Here is a 25,893-nt window from a genome sequence, read left to right as displayed (position 1 = left end):
TCGCGTCCCTGTTTACCGGGAAGTGCGATGAATCCTGATCTGTTCTGGGTGCTCGGTCTGCTGGCCGGCGCCGTTACCCTCTTCGTCATCGGCAAGCCACGCATGGACGTGGTCGCCCTGCTGGTGCTGGTCGCCCTGCCACTGACCGGCGTGCTCGACCTGCAACAGACCCTGGCCGGCTTCAGCGACGCCAACGTCATCCTGATCGCCGCGCTGTTCATCATCGGTGATGGCCTGGTGCGTACCGGCATCGCCTACCGCCTGGGTGACTGGCTGGTGGCCAGGGCCGGCAGCAGCGAGACGCGCCTGCTGATCCTGCTGATGCTGGCGGTGGCCGGCCTGGGCTCGGTGATGAGTTCCACCGGCGTGGTAGCGATCTTCATCCCTGTGGTGCTCGGCGTCGCCGCGCGCCTGCGCATCGCCCCGGCGCGCCTGATGATGCCGCTGGCCTTCGCCGGGTTGATCAGCGGCATGCTCACCCTGGTGGCCACACCGCCGAATCTGGTGGTGCATGCCGAACTGCGTCGTGCCGGGCTGGATGGTTTCGGCTTCTTCGCCTTCACGCCCATCGGTTTGAGCATTCTGGCGCTTGGCGTCGGCTACATGCTGATCGCGCGGCGCTGGCTGGTGCGCGGCGATGCCGGTAACGCCGAACCACCACGCCTGACCCTGGCTGACCTGGCCGAGCGTTATCGCCTCAGCGAGCGCGAGCGGCGCCTGCAGGTACGTGCCGACTCGCCGCTGGCCAATCAGGTACTCAACGAACTGCAACTGCGCCGCGAGCATGGCATCAACGTCATTGCCATCGAACGCCGCCAGCGCCTGCGTACTTTGCTGCTGATGGCCAGCGGCAACACACAGCTGGAGCCAGGTGACGTGCTGCTGGTGGATATCGCCAGCCCTACCATCGGCCTGCTTGGCAGCTACCAGGCGCTGGGCCTGGAACCCATGCCGCTGCCGCATTCGTATTTCAGCCTGCACGCCCATGAACTGGGCCTGGCCGAGGTGGCGCTGCCGCCGGAGTCGCAGCTGCCAGGCAAGACCATCCAGGAGCTGGGTTTTCGCTCGCGGCACAAGCTCAACGTGGTCGGCCTGCGCCGCCAGGGCCAGGCGCTGGAAGGTGTGCTGGTGGACGAAAAACTCAAGGCCTCCGACACCCTGCTGGTGGCCGGTGCCTGGCGCGATATTCACCGTTTGCAGGGGCTGAGCCGCGACTTTCTGGTGCTCAGCCTGCCGGCAGAAGTGGCTGAGGTGGCTCCGGCCGCACGCAAGGCGCCCTACGCGCTGCTCAGCCTGGCGGTGATGGTGGGGCTGATGGTCAGTGGCCTGGTGCCCAACGTGCAGGCGGCGCTGATCGCCTGCCTCCTGCTGGGCGCGTTTCGCTGCATCGATCTGGACAGCGCCTACCGCGCCATCCACTGGCCAACGCTGATCCTCATCGTCGGCATGCTGCCCTTCGCCCAGGCGTTGCAGCAGACCGGCGGCGTCGAGCTGGCGGTGCAGGGACTGGTCGGCGGCCTCGGTGATGCCGGGCCACGGCTGATCCTCGCCTGCCTGTTCGCATTGACCGCCCTGATCGGCCTGTTCATTTCCAACACCGCCACGGCAGTGCTGATGGCGCCGGTGGCCATTGCCACTGCACAGGCACTGGGAGCTTCGCCGCTACCCTTCGCCATGACCGTCGCCTTGGCCGCCTCGGCGGCGTTCATGACGCCGATCTCCTCGCCAGTGAATACCCTGGTGCTCGGCCCGGGTCAGTACCGCTTCGGTGATTTCGTGCGGGTCGGCGTGCCCTTCACCCTGCTGGTGATGATCGTCAGCGTGGCGCTGGTGCCGCTGCTCTTTCCGCTCTGAGCGCCTTTGGCGGGTTGCACCCGCCCTACAACGCGCGCCTGCACCCATGCTGGTTGCTGGCAGTGCGCACCCAGCCCGACTATGGGAAAATCCCGCGCCCGCCAGACCAGATGACCACCATGCCGCAACTACCGAAGCGCCCCCGCAAGCCCGCCCCTGCCGCCGTGAAGACGGCACCGGCCAAAGGCGAGCTGCACCCACGCAATCGCCACAAGGGGCGCTACGACTTTCCCGCGCTGATCAAGGCCAGCCCCGAACTGGGAGCCTTTGTGATCACCAATCCCTATGGCAAACCGAGCATCGACTTCGCCAACCCGGCGGCGGTCAAGGTGTTCAACCGCGCGCTGCTGCGTCAGTACTACGGCATCGCGCACTGGGATATCCCGGAGGGTTACCTGTGCCCGCCGATTCCCGGCCGCGCCGACTACCTGCACAACCTTGCCGACCTGCTGGCGAGCGACAACGCCGGGCAGATTCCACGCGGTGAACGGGTACGCGCGCTGGATATCGGCGTCGGCGCCAACTGCATCTACCCGCTGATCGGCCGCTGCGAATACGGCTGGCACTTTCTCGGTGCCGATATCGCAGCCGCCGCGCTGGACTCGGCACGTGCCATCGTCGACGCCAACGCGAAACTGAGCGGCGCCATCGAGCTGCGCCATCAGCCTAATGCCGAGCAGATCTTCACCGGCCTGCTGCGCAGCGACGAGCGCTTCGACCTGACCTTGTGCAACCCGCCCTTCCATACCAGTGCCGCCGAAGCCAGCAGCGGCAGCACACGCAAATGGCGCAACCTCGGCAAGCTCGACCCGAAGCGCAAGTTGCCGGTGCTGAACTTCGGCGGCCAGGCCGCCGAACTCTGGTGCCCAGGCGGCGAGGCTGGCTTTCTCAAGCGCATGGCCAGCGAAAGCGCACAAGCGGCAGAGCAGGTACTGTGGTTCAGCAGCCTGGTGTCGAAAGGCAGCAACGTCGAACTGCTACAAGGCTGGCTGGCCAAGGCGGGGACGGCCGAGGTACGGATTCTCGGCATGTCCCAGGGACAGAAGCAGAGCCGCCTGGTGGCCTGGACGTTCAAGGATGCACAGGCGCGCGCCACATGGCGCCAGAGCCACTGGCGTTGAGCCAATCCAGCAGGCTGATTTGTGGGAGGGGCTTTAGCCGCGACTCTTTAAGTTAGGCAAGGCGTATACGCGCAGCAGTACGCCACCACGATCCATTAACCACCACCAACGGCGGACTGTTCGCCTAGGCTCCTGAGTCCGCCCTACCGCGCTACGCCATCATTACCAAGGCACCCAGCCGCCTAGACCCAGCCAGAGTCCGGCGACCGCCATGCTCAACAGCGTCACCGGGACGCCACTGCGCGCATAGTCGACGAAGCCCAGGCTGACGCCCTGGCGCTTCGCCGCTTCGGCAACGATAAGGTTGACCACGCTGCCGATCAGCAGCAGGTTGCCAGCCAGCGTGGACATCACCGCCAAGCCGATCAGCACCGAATGCGGCAGCTCCGGCATCAAGCCGAGCAGCAGCACCACGAAGGGCACGTTGCCGATCAGGTTGCCGGCCACCAGCGAAGACGCCGCCAATGACCAGACGCCCTGCGGCAGCACACCATGCTCGGCGAGCCAGGCCGCGCCTTGCGCCAGCTGCGGCAACTGCAGCGCCGCGCCACTGACCAGAAACAGCCCGACGAACAGCAGCAACAGGTTCCAGTCCACCTTGTTCACGTAGTCGCGGCTGTCCACGCGGCGCGACACCATCACCATCACCGCGATGAGCAAGGCGGAAAGCTCGCGCGGCAGCGTCGTGGCGAACAGCGCCAGCAGTGCCAGGCTGGCCAGCAGCGGCTTGAGGTAACTGCGCGCACCGTAGATATGCTCCACCGGCGTATCGCCGGCCTTCAGCGGCCGTGGCTCGCCCCAGCGGTGGCGCCACTGCAGCCAGATCACGGCATAGACGATAGACATGGCTGCCAGCGCGGGCGGCCCGGCCACCGCGACATAGCCCCAGAAATCCAGCCCACCAGCCTGACCGATGAGGATGTTCTGCGGATTGCCGATCAGGCTGGCCGCCGAACCGGCGTTGCACGACAGCGCCAGCGCGAGCAGAAAGGGCCGAGGCTCCAGACCACGCTGATGCAGACTGCGGCACAGCAACGGAGTCAGGGCGAAGGCAACGATATCGTTGACCAGAATCGCCGATAGAAAGCCGCCCAAAAGCACCACACCGGCCAGCAGTACCGCCGGGCGTTCGGCATGCTCGGTCAGGTAGCGATTGAGCAAGGCGTACACCCCGGAAAAATCAAACTGCGCGGAAATCAGCATCAACGCCAGCAACAGCAGCAGCGCACCAGGGTCGAGATGATGCGCGGCATCGTCCATGCTCAGCGCACCGCTGACCAGCAACAGCACCGCAGCGCTGCAGGCGATCCAGCTACGGTCGACGCGAAGCCCGCGCAATCCGCCAGCGGCCATGCCGAGATAGGTGAAGGTAAACAGGCCGATGGTCAGCCAGGAGGCGAAGGTCATGCAGGCACATCCAAGGATGGGAGAGGCGCCAGCACTCTAGCCGTAGATCGAGCGTGGCGGAATGCTTGTGCGCGTGTCGCGGCTAAAGCCCCTCCCACATGGGACTCCCAGGCCCGGAATGTGGGAGGGGCTTCAGCCGCGACCGCTTCAGCGAATGAAGCCCTTGCTGATCTCGCGAAACAGCTCAGTGCCCGCCTGTTCCAACCACTCGAAGGCGACCATCTCACGCGACACGATCACCGCCCCCGCACGCTCCATGCGCGCCAGCCCCAGGGCCTTGTCGCGCAGCCGGCGCGAACCGACGGCCTCGTCCACCACGAACACCTCGCGCCCCGCTGCCAGCAGGCCCATGACCGTCTGCAGCACGCAGACATGGGTTTCCGTGCCGCAGACCACGAACTGCTGGCGCTCACCACCAGGCAAATCGAACACCCCGGCCCCGGCAGTTGCCGAGAAATGAATCTTCTCGCGCAGCCCGTCACCTGGCAGCAGTTCGTGCAGGCTCGGTTCGGTGTAACCCAGCCCCTTGGGATACTGCTCGGTGGCGATCACCGGCACCTGCAGGCGCTGCGCCACCTGCACCAGCCAGGCGGCCTGTTCGACCACCGCCGCCCCGCCGTCGATGGCCGGCAACAGCCGCTCCTGCAGATCGATCACCAGCAGGGTGGAATCCTTCGCTCGCATCAGCATCACTACGCTCCTTCCTTCACCGCAAACCGCGCGTCGAGCCGGCTATAGCCGAGGCCGACGCCCTTGTGTACCCGCAATTGCACGGGAATGCGCTCCTTCATCGCCTCGACGTGACTGATCACGCCGATGGTCTTGCCGCTGGCGTTGAGGTTGTCCAGGGCATCGAGCGCCACTTCCAGGGTTTCGCCATCCAGCGTGCCGAAGCCTTCGTCGAGAAACAGCGAGTCGATGCTGGTCTTGTGGCTGACCAGATCCGACAGCGCCAGGGCCAAGGCCAGGCTGACCAGAAAGCTCTCGCCACCGGACAGCGTGCGGCAATCGCGCGCCACATCGGCCTGCCAGGTATCGCGCACTTCCAGCTCAAGCTCACCGCTGCTCTTGCGCGTCAACTGGTAACGCCCGTGCAGGCGCGTCAGTTGGCGGTTGGCCAGGTGAATCAGGTGATCGAGGGTCAGGCCCTGGGCAAACTTGCGGAACTTGGCGCCATCGGCCGAACCGATCAGGCCATTGAGTTGCTGCCACAGGCGATGCTCACCCTCTTGCGCAGCGATCTCGGCGAACAGCGCCTGCTGGCTGTTGCGCCGCGCCTCGTCGGCCTGCAATTGCGCGCGCAGCTCGCCCTGGCGCTCGCTCAGGCCACGCAAACGCTCCTGCAATGCCTGAATTTGCTCGGCTAGCGCCTCCAGGCTCAGATCGGTTTGCGCTTCGGCCTGCAGGCGCTGCACCTCGGCCTGGGCTGCGGCCAGCAGGGTCGTGGCCTGGGTGTACGCCCGCTCGAGATCGGCCTTGAGCTGCTGCAAGCGTTGGCGTTCGTCTTCGCCCAGCACGGCCGCCTCGAACGCCGCCTGATCGACGAAGGGGCTGCTTGCCAGCGCCTGTTGCCAGGTCTGCAGGCAGCTTTGCAGCCGTTGCTGTTCGCGCGCCAGCAAGGCGATCTGGGCGTGTTCGCTACCGGCCAGGCCATCACGTTCACGCTGGGTGGCGGCCAGCCGCTCGGCCGCCTCGCGCAGTGCCTGCTGCGGGTCGGCGGCTGGTGCAGGAGCCTCCAGGCTCGGCGCCCCCGCCTCCTGCCAACGCTGCAACCATTGCTCGGCCTGAGCCTGGGCTTCATCCAGCTGTCGCTGTGCCTCGCGTGTGAGTTGTAGCAACTGCTGTTCGCGGGCCTGTGTTTGTTGGAAGGCTTGCCAGGCGGCTTTCTGCTGCGCCAACCAGCCTGCACTGTCGGCCGGCAGCTCGCTGGCGAAGCCTTGCAGACTGGCCAGCAATGCCTGAATCAACTGCGCCTGCTCGACCTGCAAATCGCTCAGATAAGTCTGTTGCTCGGCCAGGCGCGCCTGGGTGTTGTCCAGATCGCGGCTGAGCAATGCCTGCTGCCGCTCGGCCTCGGCCTGCTCGCGTTCGCCCTTTTCACGCACCTCGCGCAGGCGCTGCAGTTCGGTTTGCTGCGCCTGCACGGTTTCCAGGCGTGCTTGCAGCGCCGCCAGTTCGTGCTCGTGCTGCTGTTGCAGAACGGCCAACTCGGCAACGTCCTGCAGACGGATGTCATGCTCGTTCAGTTGTTGCTGCCACTGCTGATCCAGCGGCAGCAATTGCGCCTCGGCCTGCGCCTGTTGCGCCTGCACCTGCTCGATCTGCGCGGCCAGACGGGTCAGTTCATCACGCAGATTGGCGCCCTGGCTTTCCAGCTCGCTCAACTCACTGCGGCACTGCGCCAGCGCCTGTTCGGTAGCCGAGACGTTCAAGGCCCGGTATTGGCTGATCGCGGGATGTTCGTGCGAGCCGCACAGCGGGCAGGCATCGCCAGGCTGCAGGCGGGCGCGATGGGCCTCCAGATCCTGAATACGTTGTTCCTGCTCCAGCAGCTTTTCCTTGTCGGAGACCTGCAGCTTGGTGGACTTGTAGCGCTCACGCAGGGCTGTGATCTCCGCGTTCTTGCCGCTCTGCAGTGCATGCAGCTCGGCCAGGCGCGGCGGCAGTTCGGCGAGCTGCCTGGATAGCGCTTCGCGGCTCTGCGCCAACTGCTGCAGCCGGTCGAATACCCGACTGCGAGCTTGCAGACGCTGCCAGTCCTGGCGCAAGCCGGCCTCTCCCGCGTCCCCCAGCAGTGCCTGCACGGCGCTCTGTTGCTGCACCTCGGCGTCATGCGCCTGCCGCACCTGCTGCTGCAACGTCGCCAAGCGCACGCCCTGCTCTTCACGCTGGCGCTGCAACGTCGTCAGTTGTGCGGCGGATTCGTTCAGGCGCGTCTGCGTCGTCTGCAGCGCTTGCACGCCCTTTGTCCGCTGTGCAAAACGCTCGTCCCAGCCACTGAGCAATTCGCCCAGTCGCGCATGCTGGCTGCGCTCGCCCAGCCATGCCTGCACCTCGGCGTGCTGATGCTGCACCTGAGTCAGGGCGGCCTGGCGCTCGTCACGCCAATGCGTGGCATGGCAGCTGGCCTGCCATAACGCCTGACGCTCACGCTTGGCGCAGGCCCGCATCTGCTCGCGTAACGTGAGAAGCCCTTGTTCAGCCTGCTGGCAATCGTGCTGCGCCTGCTGCCAGGCCTGGTGCAATGGCAGCAGGCGTGCGGCGGGTTCACTGGCTGCGAGGCGCTGCAGGTCATCGGTCGCTGCAACCTGACGCTGACGGGCCTGCTCCAGCCCTTGCTCTGCCTCGCCGGCTTGTTGCTCGGCGCGCAGCAGCGCCTCCCGCCAACGCTGCCCGGCCAGCAGCGTCTGTTGTTCGCTCTGCAGCGGCGCCTGCTCCTGCGCCAAACGCTCGGCTTCGGCCTGCAGCTCAATACGTTGCGCCTCGTCCAGCAACTCCATGCCTTGAGCGCGGCTTTTCAGCAGGCCCAGTGCCTGTTCGGCAGCCTTGGTGCGCTCATAGACCTGCTGGGAAATCTGCCCGTAGACCTCGGTGCCGGTCAGCTCTTCGAGCAGCTCGGCGCGTTGATTGGCGTTGGCTTCGAGGAAGGCGGCAAAACCGCCCTGGGCCAGCAGCATGGACTTGGTGAAACGCTCGAAATCCAGGCCGGTCAGCTCGGCGGTGAGCTGTTCCTTCTCGCGAATCTTGTCGGTAAGAATTTCGCCATCGGCGATACGCGCCAGCTCCACCTTGGGCGCCTGCAGCGCACCATCGATCTTGTCACGCGCGCGGCGCTGGCTCCAGAAGGCGCGGTAGCCCTGCCCCTTCACCTCGAACTCGACCTCGGCCAGGCAGTCGGCGGTGTGCCGGGTCATCAGTTCGTTGCCACTGGCTGACAACGTGCTCATGCGCGGCGTGCGGTGATACAGGGCCAGGCAAATGGCGTCGAGCAGCGTGGTCTTGCCCGCGCCGGTCGGCCCGGTGATGGCGAACAGTCCACTACCGGCGAAGGGCTCGGCGGCGAAGTCGATCTTCCATTCGCCCTTGAGGGAATTGAGGTTCTTGAGGCGCAGGCTGAGGATTTTCATGCACAGGTCGTAAGCCGTTGAAGGCGGTCATTCTGGCATATCGAGGATTCAGTCGCGGCAATAGCCCTCACCGCTGCGTACGGTCAGGCAGTTGCGCTTGTCCAGCAGCCACTTCATGCCGGTGGCTTCGCCGTCGGTGGCACGGATGCTTTCCACCACGCCATCACGAACGAAGACGATCTGTCCATCCTGCGCGCGGCCGACAAAGCGCCGTGGGCCGTCGAGATTGGCGATGGTCAGGCGGTAGTCGGCGGGCGTGCCGGTGATGTCCAGGTAGGTGCCCTCCGGCCCGTTCCAACGGCCCAGCCATTGCTGGGTGGTGGAAGCGCCACCGCTTACGCCGGCAGTTCCATTGCAACCGGCCAGCAGCAGGGCGCCGAACACCAGGGTCGATCGGATGATTGCCATGGAGACGTCCTCGTTCAGGGATGCGAGTTAGGTGGTTCAACTCGCCTCGGCGTTGCTCGGTTCATCTGGCGGCTCAGTGCCATTCGATAGGGGCGCGCCTTAAAAGGGTCGGCATCCACAGCATAGAACGGCCGGCGCGCCAACGGCCTGTCAAAGCACGCCAGCAAGATTGCGACGCGCCTGCGCTTCATAGCGCGCCTTGAAATGCTCGGTGCTGTAAATGCAGGGGCGAGCCAGAAATGCCTTGAGCACGCCATGGCGCTTCATGCGGTAGACGAAACCCGGCACCCAGGCGTACTCGGCGCGCACCTGAGCGTCATATTCGGCGAAGCGCTCTGGCGTGGCGCCGAGGATGGCCAGGTCGATATCCACCAACAGCTGCTCATCCGCCTCGCTCGGCGTCGCATCATGCCGGGTCACCATGATCAGCCGCTCGACACGCTCCAGCGTCGCCTGACTGGCCTGACAACTCGCCAGCACCCGGCAGGCCCAGTCCGCGCTCTGGCGCTCGTTATCCTTGCCGCGCACGTCATAGATGGCGTCATGAAACCAGAGCGCGATGGCCACCTCGCCAGGCTGCTGCGCCAGATGCTGTGCCTGCTCGAAATGCGCCAGGCACTCATGCAGGTGCTGCAGTGAGTGGTAGTGCCGCTGAGGTTCTTCGTAGGCACGGACGAGTTGGTCGAACAGGCCGGACGGCGGCTGTAGGCCAAGGTCTGACCAGGCGCTGGCCCAAGAGGAGATAAGAAGAGTCATGCCATACCCAGGGCGATGCGCAAGCGGCCGTCTTCTTCGCAAGGCTACGCCATATATCTCGTCACCAGTGAAAGCGACTGAAAAACAAATAACCCGAGTAAGCCAACCACTAGCACCTTGGGGATTGTTTTTTGGGTATACAGACTTAATGGCTGCAAGAATATTTGCGGTGCCAGCGCCCAACTCAGTAACAGACAAATCATCCCTAGACTTTGCAGTGAAGCACTCATGCGAACCTCACTGTACTGAACACATACGGCCACAGCCCAAGCAACGCTGCATATCAACCAGAAGGCCGACATGCATTTCTCCTTGAAGCTCCATTTCAATGCTCCCATACAGCCTCCTAACGCCTGCTTAAGCTCATTCCAAGAGAATGCTTGATTGGTTGACGCACTCGACAAGCAAAATATACATCTGGCCAGCAACAACCGATCTTCTCATCGAGGATCTCATAGTATCTCGTTACATCGACGGTCACTTGCCCCCAGCGAGAAGCACGCACGCGGGCCTGATGAACATCGAAGGACTGCCGGTCGACAAACTCTTCAAAAACATCGAAGCGCAACGGGTTCTCGGCGCTCTCGGTAACGGTGAAGCTTATGCAACCAGGCTCGTTCAGCGTCAGGCGCCGATGGTTTATCAGCTCGCGACAAACCTCTTGCAAGTCCTTTTCCGGCACCAGGATGTAACCCTTCAGTGTCACTTTGGCCATAAGCGTCCCTCTCGATGGATCGTCCGCGTTGTTATTGCCCCTGCACTGCCTCCAACACCTGCCGATACAGCCCCTGCAAACGCTGAGCATCCTCTTCCTCCAGCGTTTCCTGTTGCAGGCGGCGGGCGAAGACGTCTTCTACGCTCAGTTCGTCCAGCGTTTCCCGTGCTTCGCTGGCCAGGCTGGCTGCTGCATTGCCTCGCTCGCGGCGGATGCGTAGCACTTCGACGGGGAGACCTTCGCAAAGGGCATTGATGCGGCTCTGCAGGTCGCTGAGGTAGTCGTCGGTGCTCACTTGCACTTCCAGCCATACGGGCCGTTCGGGTGTGCCCTGCTTGGCCACCTCGGCGATGGCATCGGCCAGTTCCTTGAGCGAGCCGCGCAGGCTGGCCATGGGCTGGAAGACCGGCACGGGCAGTGGCGTGATCGATTGCAGCGCGGCTTCGCCGAACTCCAGCAGCAGCACTTCCTTCTGCTGGCGCGCTTCGTCGAAGGACAGGGCGATGGGCGAGCCGCAGTAGCGGATATGCTCCAGGCCACCCACCTTTTGCGGGCGGTGGATATGGCCGAGAGCAATATAGTCAGCAGGCGGGAAGGCGCTGGTGGGGAAGGCCTCCAGGCTGCCGACGTAGATTTCCCGCACCGATTCGCTGGCACTGGCACCGACGGTGGTGAGGTGGCCGGTGGCGATGATTGGCAGTGCCTGGCCCAGCGCCTCACGTTTGCTCAGCGCCAGCTCGTGCAGTGCCCGGTAATGCTCGGCGATGGCCTGTTGCAGCGATTGCTGTTTGTCCTGTGCGCTTTGCCCGGCCTGGCTGGCCATGACGTCACGCGGGCGAATGAAGGGGATGGCGCAGAGGATGGCACCCGGCTGGCCCTCACGATCATTCAGTACCAGCACCTGTTCGGCCAGTTCGACACCGACGCCCGGTACCACTCGAGTACCCAGTTGTGCCAGCAGGCTGCGACTCTCGCCAAGCATGGCCGGTGAGTCGTGATTGCCACCGAGCACCACCAGGGCGCAGCCAGCATCGCGCAGTTCCACCACCAAGCGGTAATACTGCTCGCGGGCATAGCTGGGCGGGGCGCCGGTGTCGAATACGTCGCCGGCGATCAACAGCACGTCCACCTGATGCGCGCGCACCTGCTCCAGCAGCCAGGCGCAGAAGGCCTGGTGCTCGGCCTGGCGGGTCTTGCCCATGAAGTGCTGGCCGAGGTGCCAGTCGGAGCTATGCAGGACGCGCAGGCTCATAGCGGCCAGTCCTGCACGACGATATGAGTCTTGACCCGCTGCATCTGCGGGAAGGCTTCGATGGCGGCGCGCACTTCACTCAAGCGCGCCATGTTCGGCGCCTCGACCAGCACCAGCATGTCCGTCTCGCCGCTAATGCCGCTGCAATGGCGGATTTCCGGGTATTCGCGCATGCGCTCGACGTAATCCTGGCAGCGGCCGTTCTGGTAGAAGAGCTCAAGGAAGGCCTTGACCCCGCCCTCGCCCGGCACCGCGACCTGGGCGTGGTAGCCGCGAATCACCCCGCTCTGTTCCAGATGACGAATGCGCTCGCTGACGGCCGAACGGGAAAGGTTGACCTCGCGCGCGATCTGGCTGACGGAGGTGCGCGCGTCGCTGCGCAGCAGGGCGAGGATCTGGCGATCGAACTTGTCCACGGGGTGTTTCTCGGGCGGCAATCAGGTTGACGGGCAGAACCGCCATTTCGTCGGCAAAAGGCGACAGCCTGCAAGCGGGCGGCGCTCTACCATGGCGGCATCGGAAAAGTGACGAGCATACCCCATGAGTCGATTGAACAAGGAATTGGGCCTGCTGCAGGGTGTCGCCCTGCTCAGCACCTCACTGCTCGGCACTGGCATCTTCGTGGTGCCGGCCCTGGCAGCCACGGCGGCGGGCCAGGCGTCGCTATGGGCCTGGATGATCCTGATTGCCCTGGTGCTGCCGGTGGCCTTCACCTTCGCTCAGTTGGGCAAGCGCTTCCCACATGCTGGCGGTGCACCGCACCTGATCGGCCGCGCCTTCGGTCTGCGCATGGAAGGCGTCAGTGCCTTGCTATTTCTCGCCGTGCTGCCCGTGGGGCTGCCCGCTGCACTGCATATCGCCAGTGGCTTCTGGTTGGCGCTGTTCGATCTCGACCGCGTCGGCCTGCTGACCATCGAACTGGCGACACTGGGCGCCATCTTCCTGCTCGGCCAGCGCCCGCCGAAAGCTTCGGGTTTGCTGCAGGGGCTGATTGCCGTGGCCATCGTCGCCAGCGTGGCGCTGATCTGGTGGATGGGCGATCTGCCACGCGCCAGCCAACCGCTTCTGCCATCCATGGACGGTCAATGGCACCTGCTGCCAACGGCACTGGGGGTGATGTTCTGGTGTTTCGTCGGCATCGAGGCCTTCACTCACCTGGGCGAGGAATTCAAACACCCGGAACGGGACTTCCCCCTGGCACTGCTGCTCGGTGTGCTGCTGGCGGGTCTGGTGTACTGGGCCTGTTCGGTGGCGGTGCTGAGTTTCGCCACCTACGGCGATGTGCACAGCGACACCACCGCGCTGCCGCGCTTGTTCGAGCAACTGCTGGGCGAGCAGGCGCGCGCGCTGGTGGCGGTGCTGGGCTACCTGGCCTGCTTCGCCTCAATGAACGTATATATCCAGGGGTTCGCCCGGCTGATCTGGAGCCTGGCCGAAGAAGGCCGCCTGCCCGCCACCCTGGCCGTGCGCAACCGTCAGGGCGTCCCCGGCAAGGCGCTGCTGCTGGTGGTGATCAGTTGCGCGCTGTGCGCCGTGCTGTCGGCCACCTTGCAGTTGTCGGTGGATGATCTGATTCGCTACGCCAACGGCAACTTCGTGCTCATCTACCTGCTCAGCATGGCTGCCGGCTGGGTGTTGCTGCGCGGCGTCTGGCGCCTGCTGGCCGGGCTCAGCACTCTGCTCTGTGCCGCCGTACTGGCGATGCTCGGCAATGATGCCCTCTATGCAGTGACACTACTCGGCGCCCTGCTGCTGATCGATCATCTGCGCGCCAGGCACAAAGCGCTGGCGTAAGGTGGATCACGCGTCACCGATCTACCATGCGGATGACCTGGAAGCGCATGGGGTTCTATCCTTGCATGGAACCCGCCGAAAGGAAGCCTCATGCGCCGCGTACTCAATGACCTGAAAATCATGATCCTGGCCAACCTGTGGATCGTCCCGGTAGTGGCCGGCCTGGTCTGGGCGCTGTTCCAGTTCGTCGCACCGCCACCGCCGATGAGCGCGAGCATGGCTACGGGCACGCAGGGCGGCGCCTACCAGCAGTTCGCCGAACGCCTCAAAGAGGAGCTGGCCAAGGAAGGTTTCGAGCTGACGCTGGTACCGACCTCAGGCTCACGCGACAACCTGCAGCGCCTGCTGGCCAAGAAACCGGAGGTGCAGATTGCCCTGGTACAGAGTGGCCTGGAACGTCAGTTGGCGCCCGACGAGCAGCAGCAGTTGCGAAGTCTGGGGGCGATTTATCAGGAGCCGCTGTGGCTGTTCTACCGGCGTGCGGTCAGTCTGGATCGTATCGCCGACCTGCAGCCACTGCGCCTCGGCCTCGGCGGCGAAGGCAGTGGCACGCGCGCCGCCAGCGACGCCATTCTCGGCGCCAATGCCATCCTCCCCGAACAGTATCCCGATACCTGGCAAAGCATTGGCGGCGGCAAGGCCGCTCGCGCGTTGATGGCCGGCGAGCTGGACGCCGCCTTCTTCGTCGGCCCGGCGGAAAACACCCTGGTGCAGCAACTGGCGGCCAATCCGGACATCGCCCTGGCGCACTTTCGCCGCGCCGCCGCCTACGAGGCGCGCCTACCCTTCTTCAATCAGGTGAAGGTCGGCGAAGGCCTGCTGGATCTAGCCAGAAACGCACCGGATCGCGACATTGTCACCCTCGCGCCAGTGGCCACCCTGGTGGTCAACGACGACTTCAATCCCGGCCTGGTGCCGCTGTTTCTCGACGCCAGCCGCGAGGTGATGAAGAACGGCACGCTGCTCGATGCCGCCGGCACCTTCCCCAGCGCCGAGCCCCGTACCTTCGAGCTACACAAGGATGCCGAGCATTACTACGCCAAAGGGCTGCCGATTTTGCAGCGCTACCTGCCGTTTCGCATCGCCTCGCTGGCCGACCGCTACATCATCCTGCTGATTCCCCTGATCGTGGTGATGATCCCACTGTTCAAGGCGGTCGGGCCGATCTACCAGTGGCGCATCCGCGCGCGCATCTACCGCTGGTACAAGTACCTGCGCGAGATCGACCGCAAGCTGCATGCCGGCTCCCTACCGGACGAACTGGGCAGCGAGATCGAGCGCCTGGAGAAAATGGAGGACGAGCTGGCAGCGGTGGAAGTGCCGCTGTCGTACTCCAACCAGTTGTACGAGCTGCACCTGCATGTGCGCTATGTGATCGAGCGCTTGCGGGCCCTGCAGCAACGCCGCCAACTGTAGGGTGGACATCGCTCTTTATGTCCACCGATGCGCAGCCGAAGCGGTGGATGGAAAAGCGTCATCCACCCTACGCAACTGCAACAGCGCCGAGGTAGAAGATCTGTCGCGGCTAAAGCCCCTCCCACGGGAATTCCTGATAGTTGTGGGAGGGGCTTTAGCCGCGACCTGCTACATCTCCTTCACCGATGCATCCACATCAGAATCCATGACCCGCTTCGGGTAAACTTCGCCCTTCGTTTCATTTGCCCATCGAGACCGCCATGCCGATCCGTCACTGCATCGTCCACCTGATCGACAAGAAGCCCGACGGCAGCCCTGCCGTGCTGCACGCCCGCGACAGCGAGCTGGCCACCTCGCAAGCCATGGAAAACCTGCTAGCCGACCTCAACGAGAGCTACAACGCCAAGCAGGGCAAGGCCTGGGGCCTGTTCCACGAGGAATCCGGCGCCTACCCGTTCAGCGGCTGGCTCAAGGCTTATCTCGATGGCGAGCAGGACTTCACCGCCTTCAGCCGCCAGGCTGTCGAGCACCTGCAGAAGCTGATGGAAGAATCCAACCTGTCCACCGGCGGCCACGTGCTCTTCGCCCACTATCAGCAAGGCATGACCGATTACCTGGCCATCGCCCTGCTGCACCACAGCGAAGGCGTGGCGGTGACCGATGCGCTGGATGTGACCCCAGCCAAGCACCTCGACCTCGGCCAACTGCACCTGGCTGCGCGCATCAACATCAGCGAGTGGCAGAACAACAAGCAGTCCAAGCAGTACATTTCCTTCATCAAGGGCAAGAACGGCAAGAAGGTCTCGGACTACTTCCGCGACTTCATCGGTTGCCAGGAAGGCGTCGACGGCCCGGGCGAAACCCGCACCCTGCTCAAGGCCTTCAGCGATTTCGTGGAAAGCGAAGACCTGCCCGAAGAGCAGGCCCGCGAGAAGACCAAGACCCTGGTCGGCTACGCCACCAGCCAGGCCAAACTGGGCGAGCCGATCACGCTGGACGAGCTCTCCGGGCTGATCGACGAAGACCGCCCGCGCGCCTTCTACGAGCACATCCGCAACAAGGATTACGGCATGGCCCCGGAATTTCCGGCGGACAAGCGCACCCTCAACCAGTTCCAGCGTTTCACCGGCCGCGCCGAAGGGTTGTCGATCAGCTTCGAGGCACACCTGCTGGGCTCGAAGGTCGAGTACGACGAGGGCCGCGACATGCTGATCATTCGCCAGTTGCCGACCCAGTTGAAGGATCAGCTCAAGCGTCGACAGGATTGAGGCATTTGTAGGGTTGGCCGGGCAGCGATCCGCTTTAGCCCACCAAAGAAGGCGTACTACCTTGCGTTCTGGTGGGCTGAAGCCCACCCTACGCCCACCCTACGGACTGACATGGCGGTATGGCCTGGCGCGGTTTAGGCTGAGATGACCGCGCTATCACACAAGGACGCGCAACCATGAAGACGATTGTGCTGCTGCTCGCTGCCCTGGCCCTGTGGCAGAACTGGGACAAGATCGACCGCTGGCTCAACCCACCGCAGGCCGGCAATGCCAGCGGCGAGATCGTGCTCTATGCCACCAGTTGGTGTGGTTACTGCGCCAAGACCCGTGAGCTACTGCAGGGTGATGGCATCGCCTACCGCGAGGTGGATATCGAGAAAGATGCAGTCGGCCGGCGCCAGTACGACGCCATCGGCGGACGCGGTATCCCGGTGCTCGATATGCGCGGCCAGATCATCCAGGGCTACAACCCGACAGCGATTCGTGCGGCCTACTGACCGCGAGGCGAGCGGCTAAACCTCATCACGCCGCCACTGCCGTGGACTGACGCCGAACCAGCGGCGGAAGGCGCGCGAAAAGGCGCTGGTTTCCGAATAACCGAGCAACGGCGCCAGCTCGGTGATCGACAGATTCTGCCGCAGGTAATGCAGCGCCAGTTCACGCCGCACCTCATCGATCAGGCCTGAGAAGCTCAGGCCCTGCTCACGCAGGCGGCGCTGCAATGAGGCGCCGCTGAGATCCAGCGCCATGGCGATCTGCTCCAGCCCAGGCTCACTCTGCAGCAGGGCGTTGCGCACCAGGCCGCGCGCCTGCGCGAGCAAATCGCGCGGTTGCTGGCTCTGCGCGCCGAGACGGCGAATGGCGTCCTGCATCACCATCAGCAGCATGGGGTCGGCATCGGCCATCACCTGCCCGGCCAGGTCACGCTTGGGAATCAGCATGGAGTTACACGGCTGGTTGAACTGCACCGGCGCATCGAACAGGCGCAGGTGATCCTGCCAGGCCTCCGGCCGGGCGTGTTCGAAGTGCACGGCACGCGGCGCCCAGTTCGGTCCACGCTGGTGACGCATCAGGTTGAGCAGCATGCCCATGGTCAGTTCGGCGTCCTGGCGCTTGCCGATGATCGCGGCATGCTCGACGCGATAATCGAAGCGGTAGCATTCGCCGACATCCACCAGACGAATCAGGGTGTCGTGCTGATGCAGGGGAAAGGCCGCAGCGAAGTTGCGCAGCGCCTCCTCCAGCGTTGCCGAGCACAAGCCGATGTAGCCCAGCAGCCCCAGCGCCTGCGGGCGGAATTGCTGGCCGTAGTACAGACCGAAGTTATCGCAGCCCGATTGCGCGGCGGCCTCCTCAAGCACCCGGCAATAGCGCCCCAGATCCAGGCTCAGGGTCGGGTGCCGCATCAGTTCGGGATCGATACCGGAAACCCCAAAGATACGATCAACGTCACCGCCATGCCGGCTGATGAAACCATCCAGACCACTGGCCGCCGCCGAGAGCACACCCAGGTTGCCACTGGCATTGAGCAGGTCGGAAACGGGGCTGGCGAAGCTCGAAGACTGAAACATTGAGTAACAACCGCAGCAGGATTGCTGGAGTATTAGCAAATCCTGTGCCTTGCCCTTCCCAATGACTGCAGCAGCACAAGCCTGGCATCGCCGCAGACGCTCAAGCGCTTCGGCACGTCCTTCGCATCTACTGAAAGAGTGATTTTTTACACGCACCCACACAGGGCATGGAGCCCCGCAAAGCCTAGATAAAGCACCCAGTGAGCAAGCAGCGCGCCTCGACATGGCCTGCAACACAGCCAGATGCGGCATCTTGGTGCAAAAACAGCCCGAATTTGGGGCAAGGCCCTGACTTGACTCTGCGGCGCACTCCACAGCTTTGCGGGTCAAGTCAGCGTGGCCAGGTCTGGTTACTCTCGGGCCACGTACGGTCTGCCGACGCACTGCCGTTTCCACTTCGAGGGCGCATTGATGACTACTTCACAACTGAAACCGACTTTAGGAACCCTGCACCTATGGGGCATCGCCGTAGGCCTGGTGATTTCCGGGGAATACTTCGGCTGGAGCTACGGCTGGGGCGTGGCCGGCACGCTCGGCTTTCTCGTCACCACCCTGTTGGTGGCGGTGATGTACACCTGTTTCATCTTCAGCTTCACCGAGCTGACCACCGCCATCCCTCACGCGGGCGGCCCGTTCGCCTATAGCCTGCGCGCCTTCGGCCCCACCGGCGGGATCATCGCCGGCCTGGCCACGCTGATCGAATTCGTCTTCGCGCCACCGGCGATTGCCATGGCCATCGGCTCGTATCTCAACGTGCAATTTCCGGATCTCGACCCGAAAATCGCCGCCGTCGGGGCCTATGTGATCTTCATGGGCCTGAACATCCTCGGCGTGAGTATCGCCGCCACCTTCGAGCTGGTGGTCACCGTGCTCGCCGTGTTGGAACTGCTGGTGTTCATGGGCGTGGTCGCACCGGGCTTCAGCTTCAGCAACTTCGTACTCGACGGCTGGGCTGGCAGCAACGAATTCAGCGGTGCTGCAGTGTCCGGCATTTTTGCCGCCATCCCGTTCGCCATCTGGTTCTTCCTGGCTATCGAAGGTGCCGCCATGGCCGCCGAGGAAGCCAAGGATCCCAAGCGCACCATTCCCAAGGCCTATATCGCCGGCATCCTGACCCTGGTGACGCTGGCCATTGGCGTGATGATCTTCGCCGGTGGCGTGGGTAACTGGAAGGAGCTGTCGAACATCAACGACCCACTGCCGCAAGCGATGAAAGCCGTGGTCGGCAACGACTCGAACTGGATGCACATGCTGGTGTGGATTGGTCTGTTCGGCCTGGTGGCCAGCTTCCACGGCATCATCCTCGGCTACTCGCGCCAGTTCTTCGCCCTGGCCCGCGCCGGCTACCTGCCCAAGGGCCTGGCCAAGCTCAACCGTTTCCAGACGCCGCACCGCGCGATCATCGCCGGTGGCGTCATCGGCATCGCCGCCGTGTTCAGCGACGGCGTGATCAACCTGCAAGGCATGAGCCTGACCGCTGCGATGATCACCATGGCCGTGTTCGGCGCCATCGTCATGTACATCATGAGCATGCTCAGCCTGTTCAAGCTGCGCCGCAGCGAACCGAACCTGGCGCGCAGCTTCCGCGCGCCGGGCTACCCGGTGGTGCCGGCCATTGCCCTGGCCATCGCGTTGGTCTGCCTGAGTGCGATGATCTGGTTCAACGGCGTGCTGGCACTGATCTTCCTGGGGCTGATGGCCATCGGTTATCTGTACTTCCTGTGCACCGCCGATCAGCGTGAGGCCGCCGCCGCGCAGACCAACCCGATCTGATAACCTGAAACGCCGGGCCCCGTGCCCGGCGCTGTGTTCTTACACTGCACGAGGAGTCAGCCGATGGCCGGATTCACTCATCGCGTCGGGCTGCAGACCTGGCGTTTCGACAGCCTGCGCGAGCTGATGGCCAGGGCCACGCCGGCACGCTCCGGCGACTACCTAGCCGGGGTTGCCGCCAGTAGCGACGCCGAGCGCGCTGCTGCGCAGATGGCCCTGGCCGAGGTGCCGCTCAAGCACTTCTTGCAGGAGGCGCTGATTCCCTACGAGAGCGACGAAGTCACCCGCCTGATCATCGACACTCACGACATCCAGGCCTTCGCCCCGGTCAGCCACCTTACCGTAGGCGGCTTTCGTGATTGGCTGCTCAGCGACGTCGCCGACGAAGCCAGCCTCAGGGCGCTGGCCCCTGGCCTGACGCCGGAGATGGTCGCGGCGGTGTCGAAGATCATGCGCATTCAGGATCTGGTGCTGGTGGCGCAGAAGACCCGCGTGGTCACTCGCTTTCGCAACACCCAGGGCCTGCGCGGGCGCATGTCCACCCGCCTGCAACCGAACCACCCCACCGACGACCCGGCCGGCATCGCCGCCAGCGTGGTCGACGGCCTGCTCTACGGCAATGGCGATGCCATGATCGGGATTAATCCAGCCACCGACAGCATGAGCGCGGTGTGCACCCTGCTGGAGATGCTCGATGCGGTGATCCAGCGCTACGAGATTCCCACCCAGTCCTGCGTGCTCACCCACGTCACCAGCTCCATCGCTGCCATCGAGCGCGGCGCGCCGCTGGATCTGGTGTTCCAGTCCATCGCCGGCACCGAGGCGGCCAACGCCAGCTTCGGCGTCAGCCTCAAGGTGCTGCAGGAAGGCTACGAAGCCGGCCTGAGCCTCAAGCGCGGCACCCTCGGCAACAACCTGATGTACTTCGAAACCGGCCAGGGCAGCGCACTGTCGGCCAACGCCAACCATGGCGTCGACCAGCAGACCTGCGAAACCCGCGCCTACGCCGTGGCCAGGCACTTCAACCCGTTTCTGGTCAACACCGTAGTCGGCTTCATCGGCCCGGAGTACCTGTACAACGGCAAGCAGATCATCCGCGCCGGGCTGGAGGATCACTTCTGCGGCAAGCTGCTCGGCGTGCCCATGGGCTGCGACATCTGCTACACCAACCATGCCGAGGCCGACCAGGACGACATGGACACCCTGCTGACCCTGCTCGGCACGGCCGGCATCAACTTCATCATGGGTATTCCCGGCTCGGATGACGTGATGCTCAACTACCAGACCACCTCGTTCCACGACGCGCTGTACGCGCGCAAGGTGCTCGGCCTGCACGCCGCGCCGGAGTTCGAGGCCTGGCTGGCGCGTATGGGCATCTTCCAGCAACAGGGCGGGCAACTGCGCATGGGTGAAGAACTGCCGCCGGCATTTCGTCAGGCCCTGGCCCAGTTGTCCTGATCAGTCGAGGTCGTCATGAGCGATAAGTCCCCCGCCACCGCAAACCCCTGGCAGCACCTGCGTCAACTGACGCCCGCGCGCATCGCCCTGGGCCGCGCCGGTACCAGCCTGCCGACTGCTGCGCAACTGGATTTCCAGTTCGCCCACGCCCAGGCCCGTGACGCCGTGCATTTGCCGTTCGACCACACAACGCTGCGCGAAGCGCTGCATGACCGCCAGTTGCCCACGCTGTTGTTGCACAGCGCAGCGGCTGACCGCCACACCTACCTGCAACGCCCGGATCTGGGGCGTCGTCTGCACGAGGATGCCGCACGCCTGCTCGATGACTACGCCGCAGAGCATGGCCAGGGTTATGACCTGGCCATCGTCATTGCCGACGGCCTGTCGTCGCTGGCGGTGCAGAAGCACAGCCTGCCCTTTCTCGACCGTTTGCTGGAACAGGTGCTGGAAGAAGGCTGGTCACTGGCGCCCATCGCCATCGTCGAACAGGGACGGGTCGCCGTGGCCGACGAGGTGGGCGAACGTCTGGGGGCAAAGATGACGGTGATCCTGATTGGCGAACGACCGGGACTGAGTTCACCGGATAGCCTGGGCCTGTATTTCACCTACGCGCCGCACGTCGGCCTCAACGACGCCTACCGCAACTGCATCTCCAACGTGCGCCTGGAGGGCCTGAGCTACGGCATGGCCACCTTCCGCCTGATGTACCTGATGCGCGAGGCCTGCCGTCGGCAACTGTCCGGCGTCGATCTCAAGGATGAGGCCGAAGTGCCGACGCTGGAAAACGCCGGGCCGGGCAACTTTCTGTTGCCAGATAAGCGTTGAAGCCGCCGCAGAATGGGCGACGCTTCATCCGCCGCCCTAACTGCCTCTGTCGCGGCTAAAGCCCCTCCCACAGGTCATCAACCTGCGAGCGGGGCGCTGTGAAAGCAGCTTTGTGGGAGGGGCTTTAGCCGCGATCTTTACGACCGATCAGCACGCCTCGATACGAAAGCCCAGACGCGGGAAGTGCACATGCACGGTGCCGGCGCGCTCGTCTTCACGGCGCAGGATCAGCTCCTCACGCCCGGCGAACAGCAACTCACCCTCCACCGGATCCACGCCATAGTCCACCGCTGCGATGCGTACCATCTGGCCAGGCTGGAAACCGTTGGGGTCGACAAAGTCTTCCTCCGGCAGGGCTGCCGGCGTCGCTTCGCGCGCCACGGCGATGGCCTGCTCGCTGCTCATTTCGCTCAGCGAGCCATGACCGAAGTCCAACACCCGCGCCAGCCAGGCCGCAACTTCCGGGTAATCATCCACCAGAGGCGCGGTCACCGGGGTGCCGCGCAGGAACCATAGCGGGTGGGCCAGGGCGATATCGGCGACGCTCGCCTCACCGAAAAGGAAATCGCCACCGCTGCGCAGTTGCTGCTGCAGACGGCCCATGATTACCGGCCATTGATGACGTGCCTGCTCCAGCGGCAGACGGCTGGCCGTGCCGCCGGAGAACAGCGCGGCACGATCAGCCGCGAACGCCTTGGCGAACTCTGGCGGTACCTTGGCGAAACGCACGGCCATGGATTCGGGCGCGAAGACCAGCGACACCGCATGCTGGAACACCACCGAGTCGGCCCACTGAGCGAAGGTGGCGACATTGAACGCCTGCGCCTCCGGGTACAGCGCCGGAGTCGCCTTCTCGGCGTCCAGGCGGCGGGCGATCAGTGCGGTGTCGCAGTAGATGTCGGCGCCGACCTGCAGCACCGGGGTCTTGCGGTAGCCGCCAGTCAGAGCCGTGAGATCAGGCTTGGGCATAACCGGCGGAATCATCACCGAGCGCCAGGACAGTTGCTTGAAGCCCAACAGCAGGCGAGCCTTCTCAGCGAATGGCGAGGTCGGATAGTGGTGCAGGATCAGCTCGTGCATGGCGCGCTCCGCGGCAGGTTCAAAGCGCCCAGCTTAACCGCGCAGCGTGCGGGCGCACACCGCCTCAGGCTGATGCGTCGCCATCACTGGCCGGAATGAGCGCTTCCTTGGCCGCCTTGCTCAGGCGTTTGATCGCCCGCTCGCGGCGCAGGGCATCACCCTTGCCGGCACAGGCCTCGACGTAGGCCAGCGCCAGCGCCGGGCTGGTATGGAAGAAACGTGCGCCCTTGCCTGCCTGATGCTGGGCGAAGCGCCGCTGAGGGTCGTCGCTGATGCCGCAATACAGCGCGCCATTGGCAGCGCGCACCAGGTAGACGAACCAGGGCTTTTCGACGGTCGCCGTCATCCGCGCGCGGGAAACCACTCACGCGCCGAGCGCCACAGGCACATACCGACGAAATAAGCCGATGCAGCGAACCACAGCCCCATCACCCACACCGAATGGTGCGGATACTGCAGGATCAGCAAGGCGCTGGAGAGCATCCAGACGAAGGTCACGACGATGTTCAGCGGCATGAACTGACGCACACGGAACGGGTGCAGGAACTTCATCTGGGTCAGGGTCAGCGCGGCCAGCGCGACGATCATGCCGAGGGTGATCCAGGGATGAACGTCGAGAATGTAGAAATACAGCACCACCACATTCCAGGCCGCCGGGAAGCCGACGAAGTAATTGTCCTTGCTCTTCATGTTGACGTTGCAGAAGCAGAACAGCGAAGACAGCAGGATCAGGCCCACGGCAAACAGCGGGGTGTAGTCCGGCAGCGGGATGAAGCGGTAGAGGAAGATCGCCGGGATGAACACGTAGGTGAGGTAGTCGATGACCAGATCGAGGGTCGAGCCATCGAAATGCGGCAGCACGCCCTTGACGTCGTAACGTCGCGCCAGCGAACCATCGAGCCCGTCGACCAGCAGGGCCAGGCCCAGCCAGAGCAGGCATTGCTTGGGTTGACCGTCGAGGACGGCCAGCAACGCCAGCAGCGCGAGGATCACACCACTGGCAGTGACGGCATGAACGCCCCAGGCCTTGGCCTGTTTTACGGCTACGATGAGTTCGGTCACGGCAGGTCTCGATTGGCAGTGGAGATACGGCACACCATGTGCGCACCCTTTATTGAAAGCTAAGAACCTGTTCACGATCTGCTGCGCGTCGGCCATGCTGCGTTGAAACCAGCCTCAAAATGCTCATTTACAACTCGTAAACTGCGCTTTTTCGCCTGGTTTCGCCTTGCCTGGCTCTAGCTCGCGAGATCCTCAACAGGTTCTAAGACCGGTTAGCCTACCACTGCGTTCACTCGCTCGCCTCAGCAGCTCGCACGAAACTGCGCCAGTCCCCGTGCCGCCTGTCGCCGAATGGCACCCTGTACCGGCGGGGCCCAGCCCAGCAGCAGCCCCTTGGCCCCCAGTGCCTGACGCGTCCAGCGCCATAGGTCGAAGTGATCGCGATGCTCGACGATCAGGCCGTCGCGGAAGACGAAACGCGCCTGGATATGGTTGACCACCTGACGACCGGTCGCACTGAAACGGTAGGTTGCCACCCAACGGGCGCTGCCGGCGTGATCGTCGGCATGTACCGAGTCGAAGGTCAGCGAGAAGCCTTCGGCTCGCTTGCACAGCATGCGCCACATATCAGCCGCTTCGGCGCCTTGCAAACCGGTGAACACCGGGTCGGAAAAGCGCACATCTTCGGCATAGCAAGCCGCCATGGCGTCGGCGTCGAGCTGTTGGAAGGCCGTGTAGAAACGCGTGATCAGGTCGGCGTTGGGGTGGCTCATGGGGCGCTCCTGCGATCTGCCGTCATCATGGTGACGGGCTCGGGTAATGGATGCAGCCTAGTCTGTCCTTCGGAAGACGTGAGCGCGATTGGCGACGAAGACAACTTTATGTCAATAATCGCCAACCTCCCGCTTCGGTGCTCATCATGCTGCGTGTCGCGCTCTACGTTTGTCCGCAAACCGTGTGTTCCAGCCTGAGCATGGCGCAGGACGCTTTCGGCATGGCCAATCGCCTGAGCGGCTCGCCGCGCTTTCAGGTGCAGCGCTTCAGCCTGGATGGCCAGCCGGTGCAACTGGATTTCGCCCAGATCCAGGTCGATGGCGGGCTGGATCTCGGCGAACGTGCCGATCTGCTGATTTTGCCGGCCACTGGCAGCGCCGTGACACGTACGCTGGAGGCCAACGCCAGGCTGTTGCCGTGGCTGGCAGCACGACAGGTGCAGCAGGTCGCCAGCCTGTGCAGCAGTGCCTTTCTGCTGGCCGCGGCCGGCCTGCTCGATGGCCGCCGCGCCACCACCCACTGGGCCTTGGCCGACGCCTTCGCACGGCGCTATCCGAAGGTGCACCTGCACAGCGAGCAGCTACTGACACAGGATGGCCGTCTGTTCTGCTCCGGTGGTGCGCAGGCTGGCTTGGATCTGTGTTTACACCTGCTCGCCCTGCATGGTGGCGAGGGTCTGGCACGACAGGTGGCCGCAGCCCTGGTGGTCGAACGCCAACGAGGCCTGCAGACGCGCTTCGCGCCGCTGCTGCCCGAAGTCGAGGAAGGCCCGATGACGCCCCTGTTGCACTGGCTGCACGCGCATCACGGCGAGGCCATCGATCTTGAGTGCCTGGCACAGCAGGCGCACTGTTCGCCTCGCACGCTGTTGCGCCGCTTCAAGGCATGGACCGGGCTGACACCCAGCGACTACCTGCAACGCCTGCGTATCAGCCAGGCGCAACAGGCATTGGCAGGCTCGGGGCAATCCCTGGAGCAGATCGCCAGCGCTATCGGATTTGCCGACCGCGCCACCTTCGCCAAGCGGTTCAAGCAACTCTGCGGGGAGACGCCGGGGGCCTTTCGCAAGCGTATGCAACGTAGCGGCTGAAAAATGGTTCATTGAGGATTTGAAGGGAAAGTGGTCGTGATACCGGACTGGCAATACGATGTTTCGGACGCTTGTTCCGAATTGCCGCGTTTTTGCTGATGTTTCTGGTTTCGCCCTCCCGGGCGAGTGACTTTTGGGGCAAAAGTCACCAAAACCCTCCGCCCGTTCATCCGGCCCTCGCTGCGCGAGGGTTCGCTCACTC

General features: G+C 64.1%; 23 protein-coding genes. 10 read left to right on the top strand and 13 right to left on the bottom strand.

What is annotated here, in order from left to right:
- Positions 1–27: 27 nt before the first annotated feature.
- Together ACODS1_RS00115 and rlmF are read left to right on the top strand one after the other, a co-directional pair.
- Complete coding sequence (locus ACODS1_RS00115; RefSeq protein ID WP_489084041.1) at positions 28–1,854, top strand: SLC13 family permease; 1,827 nt, start codon at positions 28–30, stop codon at positions 1,852–1,854.
- Positions 1,855–1,973: 119 nt separating this feature from the next.
- Positions 1,974–2,975 carry a 23S rRNA (adenine(1618)-N(6))-methyltransferase RlmF gene (rlmF, locus tag ACODS1_RS00110; protein ID WP_489084040.1) on the top strand — a complete coding sequence of 334 codons (1,002 nt, stop codon included), beginning with the start codon at positions 1,974–1,976 and terminating at the stop codon, positions 2,973–2,975.
- 162 nt (positions 2,976–3,137) lie between these two features.
- Here the strand turns inward: rlmF and ACODS1_RS00105 are convergent, their stop codons facing one another.
- From ACODS1_RS00105 to ACODS1_RS00070, 8 genes are all read right to left on the bottom strand, one after another.
- Positions 3,138–4,382, bottom strand: coding sequence for an SLC13 family permease (locus ACODS1_RS00105; RefSeq protein ID WP_489084039.1), 1,245 nt, complete (start codon positions 4,380–4,382; stop codon positions 3,138–3,140).
- 147 nt (positions 4,383–4,529) lie between these two features.
- Positions 4,530–5,072 (bottom strand): hydrolase, encoded by a 543-nt coding sequence (locus ACODS1_RS00100; protein WP_489084038.1) that lies wholly within the window; start codon positions 5,070–5,072, stop codon positions 4,530–4,532.
- 2 nt (positions 5,073–5,074) lie between these two features.
- The gene (locus ACODS1_RS00095; protein WP_489084037.1) at positions 5,075–8,509 is read right to left on the bottom strand and encodes an AAA family ATPase; all 3,435 of its coding nucleotides are present in this window, start codon (positions 8,507–8,509) and stop codon (positions 5,075–5,077) included.
- A 48-nt stretch (positions 8,510–8,557) separates the two neighbouring features.
- Entirely contained in the window at positions 8,558–8,917 is a 360-nt protein-coding gene (locus tag ACODS1_RS00090; protein ID WP_489084036.1) for a hypothetical protein, read from the bottom strand.
- Positions 8,918–9,067: 150 nt separating this feature from the next.
- Complete coding sequence (locus ACODS1_RS00085) at positions 9,068–9,673, bottom strand: HD domain-containing protein (protein ID WP_489084035.1); 606 nt, start codon at positions 9,671–9,673, stop codon at positions 9,068–9,070.
- A gap of 346 nt (positions 9,674–10,019) precedes the next feature.
- Positions 10,020–10,388, bottom strand: coding sequence for a putative quinol monooxygenase (locus ACODS1_RS00080; protein ID WP_489084034.1), 369 nt, complete (start codon positions 10,386–10,388; stop codon positions 10,020–10,022).
- Positions 10,389–10,419: 31 nt separating this feature from the next.
- Positions 10,420–11,640 carry an exonuclease subunit SbcD gene (gene sbcD / locus ACODS1_RS00075; RefSeq protein WP_489084033.1) on the bottom strand — a complete coding sequence of 407 codons (1,221 nt, stop codon included), beginning with the start codon at positions 11,638–11,640 and terminating at the stop codon, positions 10,420–10,422.
- Positions 11,637–12,056 (bottom strand): Lrp/AsnC family transcriptional regulator, encoded by a 420-nt coding sequence (locus ACODS1_RS00070; protein ID WP_322982151.1) that lies wholly within the window; start codon positions 12,054–12,056, stop codon positions 11,637–11,639. The genes sbcD and ACODS1_RS00070 overlap by 4 nt, the downstream gene beginning before the upstream one ends.
- 124 nt (positions 12,057–12,180) lie before the next feature.
- Here ACODS1_RS00070 and yjeH point away from each other — a divergent pair, with 124 nt between their 5' ends.
- The 4 genes from yjeH to ACODS1_RS00050 all read left to right on the top strand — a co-directional run bounded on the left by yjeH (position 12,181) and on the right by ACODS1_RS00050 (position 16,615).
- Positions 12,181–13,434, top strand: a complete 1,254-nt coding sequence (gene yjeH, locus ACODS1_RS00065; RefSeq protein ID WP_489084032.1) for an L-methionine/branched-chain amino acid transporter — start codon at positions 12,181–12,183, stop codon at positions 13,432–13,434.
- 90 nt (positions 13,435–13,524) lie between these two features.
- Positions 13,525–14,850, top strand: a complete 1,326-nt coding sequence (locus ACODS1_RS00060) for a TAXI family TRAP transporter solute-binding subunit (RefSeq protein ID WP_489084031.1) — start codon at positions 13,525–13,527, stop codon at positions 14,848–14,850.
- A 260-nt stretch (positions 14,851–15,110) separates the two neighbouring features.
- Positions 15,111–16,118 carry a nucleoid-associated protein YejK gene (yejK, locus tag ACODS1_RS00055; protein ID WP_024309330.1) on the top strand — a complete coding sequence of 336 codons (1,008 nt, stop codon included), beginning with the start codon at positions 15,111–15,113 and terminating at the stop codon, positions 16,116–16,118.
- 176 nt (positions 16,119–16,294) lie between these two features.
- Positions 16,295–16,615 (top strand): glutaredoxin family protein, encoded by a 321-nt coding sequence (locus tag ACODS1_RS00050; protein WP_489084030.1) that lies wholly within the window; start codon positions 16,295–16,297, stop codon positions 16,613–16,615.
- Between the two features lie 15 nt (positions 16,616–16,630).
- Here ACODS1_RS00050 and qhpR read toward each other — a convergent pair whose 3' ends face one another.
- Positions 16,631–17,689, bottom strand: coding sequence for an AraC-like transcriptional regulator QhpR (qhpR, locus tag ACODS1_RS00045; RefSeq protein WP_489084029.1), 1,059 nt, complete (start codon positions 17,687–17,689; stop codon positions 16,631–16,633).
- Positions 17,690–18,100: 411 nt separating this feature from the next.
- Between qhpR and eat the strand changes: the two genes are divergently transcribed.
- From eat to eutC, 3 genes are all read left to right on the top strand, one after another.
- A complete protein-coding gene (gene eat, locus ACODS1_RS00040) occupies positions 18,101–19,462 on the top strand; it encodes an ethanolamine permease (RefSeq protein ID WP_489084028.1) in 1,362 nt (453 codons plus the stop codon).
- A 63-nt stretch (positions 19,463–19,525) separates the two neighbouring features.
- Entirely contained in the window at positions 19,526–20,920 is a 1,395-nt protein-coding gene (locus ACODS1_RS00035) for an ethanolamine ammonia-lyase subunit EutB (protein WP_489084027.1), read from the top strand.
- Positions 20,921–20,935: 15 nt separating this feature from the next.
- Entirely contained in the window at positions 20,936–21,745 is an 810-nt protein-coding gene (eutC, locus tag ACODS1_RS00030) for an ethanolamine ammonia-lyase subunit EutC (RefSeq protein WP_489084026.1), read from the top strand.
- A gap of 147 nt (positions 21,746–21,892) precedes the next feature.
- Here the strand turns inward: eutC and ACODS1_RS00025 are convergent, their stop codons facing one another.
- The 4 genes from ACODS1_RS00025 to ACODS1_RS00010 form a co-directional block, all read right to left on the bottom strand.
- Complete coding sequence (locus ACODS1_RS00025; RefSeq protein ID WP_489084025.1) at positions 21,893–22,825, bottom strand: glutathione S-transferase family protein; 933 nt, start codon at positions 22,823–22,825, stop codon at positions 21,893–21,895.
- 64 nt (positions 22,826–22,889) lie between these two features.
- Positions 22,890–23,171, bottom strand: coding sequence for a GIY-YIG nuclease family protein (locus ACODS1_RS00020; RefSeq protein ID WP_489084024.1), 282 nt, complete (start codon positions 23,169–23,171; stop codon positions 22,890–22,892).
- A complete protein-coding gene (pcsA, locus tag ACODS1_RS00015; RefSeq protein WP_322982139.1) occupies positions 23,168–23,887 on the bottom strand; it encodes a phosphatidylcholine synthase in 720 nt (239 codons plus the stop codon). The genes ACODS1_RS00020 and pcsA overlap by 4 nt, the downstream gene beginning before the upstream one ends.
- A 242-nt stretch (positions 23,888–24,129) precedes the next feature.
- Positions 24,130–24,600, bottom strand: coding sequence for a nuclear transport factor 2 family protein (locus ACODS1_RS00010; protein ID WP_489084023.1), 471 nt, complete (start codon positions 24,598–24,600; stop codon positions 24,130–24,132).
- A gap of 146 nt (positions 24,601–24,746) precedes the next feature.
- On the opposite strand from ACODS1_RS00010, the gene ACODS1_RS00005 reads away from it, so the two are divergent.
- Complete coding sequence (locus ACODS1_RS00005; protein WP_489084022.1) at positions 24,747–25,691, top strand: GlxA family transcriptional regulator; 945 nt, start codon at positions 24,747–24,749, stop codon at positions 25,689–25,691.
- Positions 25,692–25,893 lie beyond the last annotated feature (202 nt).

Source organism: Pseudomonas sp. FG29, assembly GCF_057809355.1.
The sequence above is the reverse complement of the archived record's forward strand: the minus strand, read 5'-3'. Positions and strand labels throughout refer to the sequence as shown.